Origin of the sequence: Brachyspira sp. SAP_772 (genome assembly GCF_009755885.1) — a bacterium.
Classification (GTDB): domain Bacteria; phylum Spirochaetota; class Brachyspiria; order Brachyspirales; family Brachyspiraceae; genus Brachyspira.
Map to the genome: position 1 here is coordinate 1 of NZ_VYIX01000192.1, position 683 is coordinate 683.

At 30.0% G+C, this 683-nt stretch carries 1 protein-coding gene; it reads right to left on the reverse strand.

All coding sequences use genetic code 11. The annotated features are described in order from the left end of the window. Positions 1-683: AbgT family transporter (locus tag GQX97_RS13470; protein WP_198391254.1), on the reverse strand; the 683-nt coding region annotated here is incomplete at both ends.

Below are 683 nucleotides of genomic sequence, written 5' to 3' on the forward strand. Positions count from 1 at the left end.
TGTAGTAGAATCTCCTATTCTGTATGCTACCTGAGTAAGCTCTGGAGATAAACCAAGCTGCATAAACATAGGAACAAATATAGGAGCCATTATAGCCCATTTAGCAGAGTCTACAGCTATAAATATATTGATAAATGCTGTTACTATAATAAATGAAACTATTAAAGGAATTCCAACAAAACCTATTGATTTTAAGAAATTAGCACCAGTTACAGAAAGTATTATTCCAACATTTGAATAATTAAAATAATCAACAAACTGAGCAGCAAAAAATAACAACACTAAAAATCCAGATATAGTAGAKATAGTTTTTACCATTAAAGCTACAACCTCTTTATCAGATTTTACAGTACCAGCACCTATACCATAAAATAATCCAGGTATTAAAAAAGCAAACATCATCATTATTATTATACCGCTCATGAAAGGAGATTGAAGTATTCCTCCAGTTTCAGGGTTTCTTAATATACCATTTTTTGGAAGTACTAATGCAAGAATAATAGCTACRTAAATTATRAATGATATTATAGCAMATAGCATTCCTCTTTTTTCATTAGCYTCAATATCAGCAACAACAGAATTTTCATCAGGCTGATATTTTMCAAGTCTAGGTTCTATGATTTTATCAGTAACTATTGTTCCTATTATTGTGATGAGGAAAGTAGACACAAACATAAAATACC